Below are 8,999 nucleotides of genomic sequence, written 5' to 3'. Positions count from 1 at the left end.
CGCCCGCCCGGCGGCCGAGCGCGCCGCCGTCCTGTACCGCACCGCCGACATCCTCGCGGCCCGGCGGGGCCACCTGGTCTCCATCGCCGCCGCCGAGGTCGGCAAGTCGGTGGCCCAGTCCGACCCCGAGGTCTCGGAGGCCATCGACTTCGCCCGCTACTACGCCCACCGGGCCCTGGAGCTGGAACAGGTGGAGCATGCCGAGTTCACCCCGGACCGGCTGGCGCTGGTGACCCCTCCGTGGAACTTCCCCCTGGCGATCCCCGCCGGCTCCACCTTCGCCGCGCTGGCCGCCGGCGCTGCGGTGATCCACAAGCCCTCGAAGCCCACCCCGCACTGCTCGATGGCGATCTTGGAGGCCCTCTGGGAGGCCGGTGTGCCGCGCGAGGTGCTCCACGGCGTCTACCCGGATGAGCGGGAGGCCGGCCAGAAGCTGGTCAGCCACCCGGACGTGGACCGGGTGATCCTCACCGGTGCCTCCGAGACGGCCGCCATGTTCCGCTCGTGGAAGCCTGACCTGCAGATCAATGCCGAGACCTCCGGGAAGAACGCCCTGGTGATCACCCCGTCCGCGGACCGCGACCTCGCTGTCCAGGACCTGGTGAACTCCGCGTTCGGCCACGCCGGGCAGAAGTGCTCGGCCGCCTCCCTGGGCATCCTGGTGGGCAGCGTGTACGGCTCCGAGCGGTTCCGCCGCCAGCTGGTGGACGCCGCCTCCTCGATGGTGGTGGACTGGCCCACCAACCTCTCCGCCACGGTGGGTCCGCTGACCGAGCTTCCCAGCGAGAAGCTCCACCGGGCGCTGACCACCCTGGAGGAGGGTGAGCGCTGGCTGCTGGAGCCGAAGCAGCTCGACGAGACCGGCAAGCTGTGGTCCCCGGGCATCAAGGAGGGCGTGAAGCCGGGCTCCTTCTTCCACAGGACCGAGGTCTTCGGCCCGGTGCTGGGCCTGATGCGGGCCAAGGATCTGGATGAGGCCATCGAGCTGCAGAACGCCGTGGACTTCGGGCTGACCGGCGGAATCCACTCTCTGGAGCCGCGGGAGGTCCGCACCTGGCTGGAGCGGGTGGAGGCCGGCAACGCCTACGTCAACCGCGGCATCACCGGCGCGATCGTGCAGCGCCAGTCCTTCGGCGGCTGGAAGCAGTCCTCGGTGGGTCTGGGCTCCAAGGCCGGCGGCCCCAACTACGTCATGCTGTTCGGCCGGTGGGCCGACGCCGCGTCCACCCCCACAGCGGGCGCCGCGTCGAGACCCCGCGGGCCGTCAACGGTGCGGCGGCCGCCGTGCTGGGCGCCGTGGAGGACAAGGGACTGCTCGACGACGCCGAGTCCTGGCCTGGCTGCGCACCGCGATCGACGACGACGCCGTCTGGTGGGATCGCGAGTTCGGTGTGGGCGTCGACAGGACCGGCCTGCAGGCCGAAGCCAACGTGTTCCGCTACCTTCCGGAGGCCGTGCTGCTGCGGGTGGGCGACGACGCCGAGGCTCGTGAGGCGGCGCGTACCCTGGCCGCCGCCGCGGCCGCCGGCTCAGACGTCTCCGTGTCCTACGACCCGAAGGTCGACAAGGCGGTGAAGAAGACCGTGAAGTCCCTCGCCGACGAGCTCGGGCTCGCGCTGCACAAGGAGACCGTGGACGCCTTCACCTCCGCACTGGCGGACGGATCCCATGACACCGGCGTCGGCGTGCGGGTGCGCGTGCTCGGGGCCCTCCAGGACTCCGTGCGACAGGCCCTGGCTCCGCGGCCGGAGGTGGCGCTGCTGGACGACGCCGTCACCGCCTCCGGGCGGGTGGAGCTGCGCCACTGGGTCAAGGAGCAGGCGGTCTCCATGACCCTGCACCGCTTCGGCAACCCCAGCCCGGCCTTCCATGAGCTGGCCGACGAGCTGAAGGGCTGAGGCCGGGCACCGCGCGGAAGCGCCGGTGGTCTCACGGTCACACCCTCGCACGACGACGGCGGCCCGCCCCCGCCCGGGATCACCGGGCTGGGAGGCGGGCCGCCGTCGTGCTGTGCGCTGGGGAACGGGGCGTCGGCTCAGCGCTTCTTCGCGTTGCGATAGGCCTCGACGATGTCGCGGTGCAGTCGCCCGCGGCTGGAGACCTGGTAGCCGTTCTTGATCGCCCATTCACGGATCTTGCGCGCCTCGTTCTGCGGCGACGGCGGGGCGATCGCCCGTCCCTTGCGGATGTACTTCTTCAGCAGCTCACGCAGTTCCTTGGCATGCTCTTCGCTCAAGTCGATCTCGTAGAAGCGAGAATCGAGACCGAATGTCACAGTCTCTTTCGCCTCGCTGCCATCAAGGTCATCGACCAGGACGACTTCAACTTTCTGGGCCATAAGCACCTCACTGCTCAACATAGGGTCGAACACAAGATCTCACGAAGAGTCCTCACTGATCGACCGGCGGGTTTCTCGGCGATTTCCTGGATTCACACCCCGACCAGAGTGGGCGAAGTGCGTCGATCTCAGAGACACCTCGAAGGACGAGAAGCACTGACCTCTGAATCTCGCGCCAGATGGACACCGTTGTCAGTTCCAGTCTTTCAACAAAAGACAATTATCGTCAACTGACGATCATTCAGGTAATTCCCAGGAAAGTGGTCAAAATAATGCATCGTCTGGTCAGCGCTGCCGGCATGACAGGATCCGGCCGCCCACCGGGCCGCCGGATCCTGTCCAGAAGGGTCTCAGGCGCGCGAGGCGTCCGCAGAACCCGGAGACGGCGCCGACGGCGCCTGAGCCGCGTCAGGGCGGGGATCAGGCCGCTCCGCGGCGAGCTCCCGGCGCACCTCGGCCTCCATGGCGCGCTCCTTCCGGTCGGCTCGGAAGATCGCACGAATGGCCAGCCAGAAGACCAGGCCGACACCTACCGAAGGCGCCAGCACCTGGAAATAGGTCCAGAAAGTCTCCATGTCATTCCCTGCCTGTCATCAGGTTCACGCGTCGGATGTGACGAAACACGTCGCCAGAGGATTCATCGCTGGGCGGTCGCGGGCTCGGCCGTCGGCTTCTCCACGGTGTTCTCAGCACCGGCGTCGGCCGCCTCGGGCTTCAGCAGCGGGAACAGGATCGTCTCGCGGATCCCCGCACCGGTGAACAGCATCACCAGGCGGTCGATGCCCAGACCGATGCCGCCCATGGGCGGTGCGCCGTACTCCAGCGCGCGCAGGAAGTCCTCGTCGAACTGCATGGCTTCGTCGTCCCCGCCGGCGGCCTTGCGGGACTGCTCCACCAGACGCTCCCGCTGGACGACCGGGTCGATCAGCTCGGAGAAGGCCGTGCCGCGCTCCATGCCGCCGATGATCAGGTCCCAGGCCTCGATGACGCCAGGCTTCTCGCGGTGCTCCCGAGCCAGCGGCTGGGCGGCCGGCGGATAGTCGCAGACGAACGTCGGCTGGATCAGCGTCGGCTCGACGATCTCGCCGAACAGCTCGATCACCAGCTTCTGAGCATCCCATGCCGGATTCGCCGCCACCTCGTGGCGGTCCGCAATCGCCCGCAGTGTCTCCACATCGGTCTCCGGGGTGACCTCCTGGCCGACAGCCTCCGACAGGCCCGGGTACACGCTGATCCACGCCCATTCGCCGTCGAGGTCCACCACGCCGTGCTCGGTCTCGATCTGCCGGCCCGCACCGACGGCGTCGGCGGCGTTGAGGATCATCTCCTTCATCCGGTCGGCCATGATGTACATGTCCGCCCAGGCCTCATAGGACTCCAGGGTCGTGAACTCGGGAGAGTGCGTGGAGTCCACGCCCTCGTTGCGGAAGACCCGGCCGATCTCGAAGATCCGGTCGATCCCGCCCACCACCGCACGCTTCAGGTACAGCTCGGTGGCGATGCGAAGCGTCATGTCCTGGTCGAAGGCGTTCAGGTGCGTCTCGAACGGCCGGGCCTGGGCGCCGCCGTGGATCAGGTTCAGCATCGGAGTCTCGACCTCGACGTAGCCGCGCCCGTGGAGGGTGTCACGGATGGAGCGCGTGATCGCGGCACGCCGGTAGACCATCTCGCGGGCCTCATCACGGACGATCAGGTCCGCATAGCGCTGCCGCACCCGCGTCTCCTCGTTGAGCTCCGCGTGCAGCACCGGCAGCGGACGGATCGCCTTGGACGCGACCTCGAAGGAGCTGGCCATCACGGACAGCTCACCGCGCCGGGAGGCGATGACCTCACCGGTCACCCGCACGTGGTCGCCCAGGTCCACCAGGGACTTCCACTGCGCCAGGGCCTCCTCGCCAACCTCGGCCAGGGAGAGCATCGCCTGCAGCCGGGCGCCATGGCCGTCCGGCCCGCCCTCCTGCAGGGTGGCGAAGCACAGCTTGCCGGTGTTGCGGATGAACATGACCCGGCCGGTGACCGAGACGGTCTCCCCGGTGGAGGCGCCAGGCTCCAGGTCCGGGAAGCGCTCACGCACCTCGGCCAGGGAGGACGTGCGTTCCACCGTCACTGGGTAGGGCTGGACGCCCTCGGCGAGCAGCCGGGCACGCTTGTCCATGCGCACGGCGCGCTGGTCGTTGGTGTCGAGGTCACGGGCGGCGGGATTCTGAGCACTCACGGTGCCCCATTCTACGCGTCGCCGCACCGGCCCATCACCACACCCCGTGACACCAGAGCACCCCCGAGCTCGGCCGACGGCGACGCCGCGAGGGCCGCCGTCGACCGGTGGAGCACAGGGCCGCCGTCGTCGGCCTGCCGGTGTTCACCTCACCAGATGGTCACGCGCTGCTCGGGCGCCAGGTACATGCCGTCGCCCTCGGCGGTGCCGAAGGCCTCGTGGAAGGCGTCCAGGTTCTTCACCACCTGGTTGGCCCGGATCTCCGCCGGGGAGTGCGGGTCGATGCTGATCAGCGTGATGGCCCGCTCGCGACGCACGATCTGCCGCCAGGCCTGGGCCCAGGAGAAGAAGTACCGCTGGTCGCCGGAGAGGCCCTCGACGACGTCGTCCGCCTCCGTGAGGCCCTGTTGGTCCAGCCAGATCCGGTATGCCTGGTGGGCGATCCCCAGGCCGCCGAGGTCCCCGATGTTCTCCCCCAGGGTGAGCTCCCCGTTGACATGGTGCTCCGGCGCCACCGACGGCGCCAGGGCGGAGTACTGCTCCACCAGCGCGGACGTACGCTCCTCGAAGGCGGTCCGGTCGGCGTCGGACCACCAGTTGGTCAGCGAACCGTCGGCCCCGTAGCGGGAGCCCTGGTCGTCGAAGCCGTGACCGATCTCATGCCCGATGACCGCACCGATCGCCCCGAAGTTGGTGGCCATGTCCCGCTCGGCGGAGAAGAACGGGGGCTGCAGGATGGCCGCCGGGAAGCAGATCACGTTCTCCAGCGGGTGGTAGTAGGCGTTGACCGTCTGCGGGGTCATGTGCCACTTCTCAGGGTCCGGGCCCTCGTCGATCTCCTTCACGTCCCGGTTCCACTCGGCGACGGCGGCGCTGATCACGTTGCCGACGGCGTCGCCGCGGTCCACCGCGACGTCGCCGTAGTCGATCCAGCGCGCGGGGTACCCGACCATCGGCCGGAACGCCTCGAGCTTCTCCAGGGCCTTGGCCCGGGTCTCCTCCCCCATCCATTCCAGGGTGGAGATTGAGCGACGGTAGGCCTCGACCAGCGCGTCGATGAGCTCGTCCATCCTGGCCTTGGCCTGCGGCGGGTAGTGGCGCTGCACGTAGATCCGGGCCACGTCCTCCCCCAGGCAGGAGTTGGTCAGCGCGACCCCGCGCTTCCACCGCTCCTTGAGCTCCTGGGCGCCGCCGAGCACCTGGGAGTAGAAGGAGAAGTGCTCCTGGACGAGCGCACTGTGCAGCAGCGGGGCGGCCCAGCGCAGCAGCTGGGCGCGCAGCCAGTGCTTCCAGTGCTCGAGCGGCTGTTCGGTGAGCGCAGTCTGCATGGCGGGCAGCACGTCCGGCTGGGCCAGGACGATCTCCGCCGACTGGGAGTCGGTGAGCCGCCAGCCGGCCAGCGCCTCGGTGATCAGCGGCATCTCGGCGATGACCTGTTCGCGGGTGCGCAGGTTGTAGCGCTTCTGCGCGTCACGGGTGGCCACCCGGTCCCAGTGGTGGGAGGCGATCACGGTCTCCAGGGCGACGACGTCGGCGGCGGCCTGCTCGGCGTCGGCCACTCCGCCCAGCGCCAGGAAGCGGCTGAGGTGCTCGCGGTAGGAGGACAGCGTGTCGGCGAGCTGCTCTTCGCGGTAGTAGGACTCATCGGGCAGCCCGAGCCCGTCCTGGATGATGTGCCACAGGACCCGCTCGGGGTCACCGGCGTCGCGGCTGGCCCCGGCGGCGAGCAGCCCGTCCACGCCGTACCGCTGCCAGGAAGCGGACAGGCGGAGCAGCTCGGCAGGAGAGGAGACGGCGTCGAGGGCGTCGAGCATGGGCTGGATGGGGGCGAGCTTCAGCTCCTCGGCGCGCTCGGCGTCCATGAAGGCGGCGTAGAAGTCACCGATGCGGGCGGCGACGGCGTCGTCCCCCAGGTCCGTGGAGCCGGCGGCGGCGTCTTCGAGGATGGCGCGCACGTCAGCCTCGGACTTGTCGCGCAGCTCGATGAAGGAGCCGTAGGCGTCGAGGTCCGCGGGGATCTCGGCGGTCTTGAGCCATTCGCCGTTGACGTGGCGCTGCAGGTCGTCCTGGGGGCGGGTGGCCGGGTCCAGGTAGGGGAAGGTCGGGGTGGCCGTGGTGGTGGGGGTGTCGGTCACGTCTGCCGGCTCCTTCGTCTCGGGTGGGGTCGATCGGAGGCGATCCGGAGATCCGTGGGATCTTTTCTTGAAGCAACTGTTTCACATGTCGTGCGGCCTGTGTCACATCTCCCTGTTCGCGGGGCGCAGAATCGTGGGGCGCAGCATCATGTTGTCGATGAGCCGCACGGGACCGACCCGGGCGGCGACCAGCGCGAGGGCCTCCCGCTCCAGGACTCCGTCGGCGGGCAGCGCGGCGGGACGCAGGGTCTGGGGGTCCGCCACCACCAGGTAGTCCAGCTCCACCCCCTCGGCGGCACGCAGCGCCGAGACGACGCCGTCGACGTCGAGCCTCTGGCCCGCCTCAGCACGCCGAGCCAGCGTGGACAGCGCCTCCACCAGCCGCAGGGCATGCTGACGCTCCTGCGCACTGAGGCGCTGGTTGCGGCTGGACAGCGCCAGGCCGTCGGCGTCGCGGACGATCGGCAGCGACCGGATGGTGACCTCAAGGTCCAGGTCGGCGACCATGCGGCGGATGATCGCCAGCTGCTCGGCGTCCTTCTCCCCGAACCAGGACTCGAAGCGCGCTCCGACGTCGGCCGTGACCGGCGGAGACATGATGCTGAACAGCTTGGCGACCACGGTGACCACCCCGTCGAAGTGCCCCGGACGAGAGGCCCCTTCCCACCGGCGGCCGAGCTCCCCCGCGCTGACCCGCACCAAGGGTCCGTCCGGGTAGCCCGGGTACATCTCCTCCACCTCCGGGGCGAAGACCAGGTCCACGCCGTGGGCGGTGAGGAGCTCGACGTCGGAGTCGAGGCTGCGCGGATAGTGACGGAAGTCCTCGGGATCGTCGAACTGCAGCGGGTTCACGAAGATCGAGGCCACCACGATGTCCGCCTCGGCGCGGGCGGCATCGGCGAGCGCGGCGTGCCCGGAGTGCAGAGCTCCCATGGTGGGCACCAGACTCACCGTGGGGCGGGCGACGCCGGCGGCGCGCCGGGCGCTGAGCAGCTCGGCCAGGGCGGCGCGGTAGGCGGAGACGGTGGTGAGGACCTGCGGTGCTGTCACCGGTCCATCGTAGTCCGGCCGCGACGAGTGCCCGCAGACGTCTCGGGACTGTGTGACGGTGATCGAGGCGTCAGTTCCCCGTGCATCTCCGCCTCCTGACGCGCGTCACCCGGGGGATGATGCGCGGGGAAGTGACTCCTCGATGTGTGGGGCGGGCGGCGACGCGGTGGGGCGGGCGCCGACGCGGTAGGGCTGGCGCCGGCGCGGTGCGGCGGGTGACCGCCCGCCGCTGCTCAGTCGGTGAGCACGTCGAGGATCGCGGCCGCCTGGGTGGAGCTGATGAGCCCGCGGTCCAGGGCCCGCTGCGCGGTGGCCCGGGCCATCTGCACATAGGCGGTGCGGATGTCGGCCGGCAGCTCGGACTCACTGAGCAGCTGGACGTGCCGCGCCACGGTGCCCACGTCGCCGCGCGCGATGGGGCCGGTCAGCGCGCCTTCCCCGGAGGCGAGCGCGTTGTCCAGGCTCGCCTGCATCAGGGGGCCGAGCACGCGGTCCGGGGCCTCCACCCCGATGCCGCGCAGCATCTCGGACGCCTGCCCGGTGATGGTGTTCAGGTGGTTCGAAGCATGGGCGAGGGCCGCGTGATAGATGCCTCGGTCGGACTCGGAGACGGTGACGGGCTCTCCACCCATCTCCACCACCAGGGCCTGGGCGATGGGCAGCACGGGCGCCGGGGCCGTCACTGCGAACGCGCAGGCGTTGAGCCGCTGCAGGTCCATGGTGAGCCCTGTGAAGGTCATCGCCGGGTGGACGGCCAGGGTGATCGCGCCGGCCTGCTGAGCCGGGGCGAGCACATCGGTGCCATAGCGGCCCGAGGTGTGGATGACCAGCTGGCCGGCCTGGAAATATCCGGCCTCGGCGGCGCCGGAGACGACGTCGGCGAGCGCGTCGTCCGGCACGGCCAGCAGCACCAGCTCGGAGCGGCGCAGGATCTCCGGGATCTCCAGGATCGGGACCCCGTCCAGCAGAGACTCCGCACGGCTGCGGGAGGCCTCCGAGACGGCGTGCACCCCCACCACCTGGTGGCCCGCGCCGCGCAGCGCGGCACCCAGCACCGCCCCCACCTTGCCCGCCGAGATGATTCCGACGCCGAGACGGCCGTCCCGCTGCGAGGGGTCCTTCTCGCTCGGATAGGGATCAGCGACGACGTTCATCGGGCTCCTCGTCGGGACGGGGCTCGGGGTATGGGCGCGGATGCGGCGGCTGACCGGGCTGCGGCCCGGGCGGCGGTGCAGCAGGCGGGGCAGCAGGCGGGGCGGCA

At 70.2% G+C, this 8,999-nt stretch carries 8 protein-coding genes; 2 read left to right on the top strand and 6 right to left on the bottom strand.

Going from position 1 to position 8,999, the window contains the following annotated elements; translation table 11 throughout:
* Nucleotides 1–1,492, top strand: a 1,492-nt coding sequence (locus BCY76_RS16355) for an aldehyde dehydrogenase family protein (RefSeq protein ID WP_201791166.1), incomplete at its 5' end; no start/stop codon positions are given.
* The gene (locus tag BCY76_RS18750) at nt 1,431–1,898 is read left to right on the top strand and encodes a hypothetical protein (RefSeq protein WP_201791165.1); all 468 of its coding nucleotides are present in this window, start codon (nt 1,431–1,433) and stop codon (nt 1,896–1,898) included. The genes BCY76_RS16355 and BCY76_RS18750, both read left to right, overlap by 62 nt.
* A 137-nt stretch (nt 1,899–2,035) precedes the next feature.
* On the opposite strand, the gene BCY76_RS16350 is transcribed toward BCY76_RS18750, so the two are convergent.
* The 6 genes from BCY76_RS16350 to BCY76_RS16325 all read right to left on the bottom strand — a co-directional run bounded on the left by BCY76_RS16350 (nt 2,036) and on the right by BCY76_RS16325 (nt 8,892).
* Nucleotides 2,036–2,338 carry a histone-like nucleoid-structuring protein Lsr2 gene (locus tag BCY76_RS16350; RefSeq protein WP_070158660.1) on the bottom strand — a complete coding sequence of 101 codons (303 nt, stop codon included), beginning with the start codon at nt 2,336–2,338 and terminating at the stop codon, nt 2,036–2,038.
* Nucleotides 2,339–2,688: 350 nt separating this feature from the next.
* Entirely contained in the window at nt 2,689–2,913 is a 225-nt protein-coding gene (locus BCY76_RS16345; protein WP_070158659.1) for a hypothetical protein, read from the bottom strand.
* Nucleotides 2,914–2,975: 62 nt separating this feature from the next.
* Nucleotides 2,976–4,553: a lysine--tRNA ligase gene (gene lysS, locus BCY76_RS16340; protein WP_070158658.1), complete on the bottom strand. Its 1,578-nt coding sequence runs from the start codon at nt 4,551–4,553 to the stop codon at nt 2,976–2,978.
* Nucleotides 4,554–4,702: 149 nt separating this feature from the next.
* Nucleotides 4,703–6,688, bottom strand: a complete 1,986-nt coding sequence (locus tag BCY76_RS16335; protein WP_085437925.1) for a M13 family metallopeptidase — start codon at nt 6,686–6,688, stop codon at nt 4,703–4,705.
* A gap of 102 nt (nt 6,689–6,790) precedes the next feature.
* A complete protein-coding gene (gene panC / locus BCY76_RS16330; protein WP_083277248.1) occupies nt 6,791–7,738 on the bottom strand; it encodes a pantoate--beta-alanine ligase in 948 nt (315 codons plus the stop codon).
* Nucleotides 7,739–7,971: 233 nt separating this feature from the next.
* Nucleotides 7,972–8,892, bottom strand: a complete 921-nt coding sequence (locus BCY76_RS16325) for a Rossmann-like and DUF2520 domain-containing protein (RefSeq protein ID WP_085437924.1) — start codon at nt 8,890–8,892, stop codon at nt 7,972–7,974.
* Between the last annotated feature and the right edge of the window lie 107 nt (nt 8,893–8,999).

Source organism: Nesterenkonia sp. PF2B19 (assembly GCF_001758425.2).
Taxonomy (GTDB): domain Bacteria; phylum Actinomycetota; class Actinomycetes; order Actinomycetales; family Micrococcaceae; genus Nesterenkonia; species Nesterenkonia aethiopica.
Note: the sequence above shows the minus strand (reverse complement) of the source record. Positions and strands in the feature narration are given on the sequence as shown.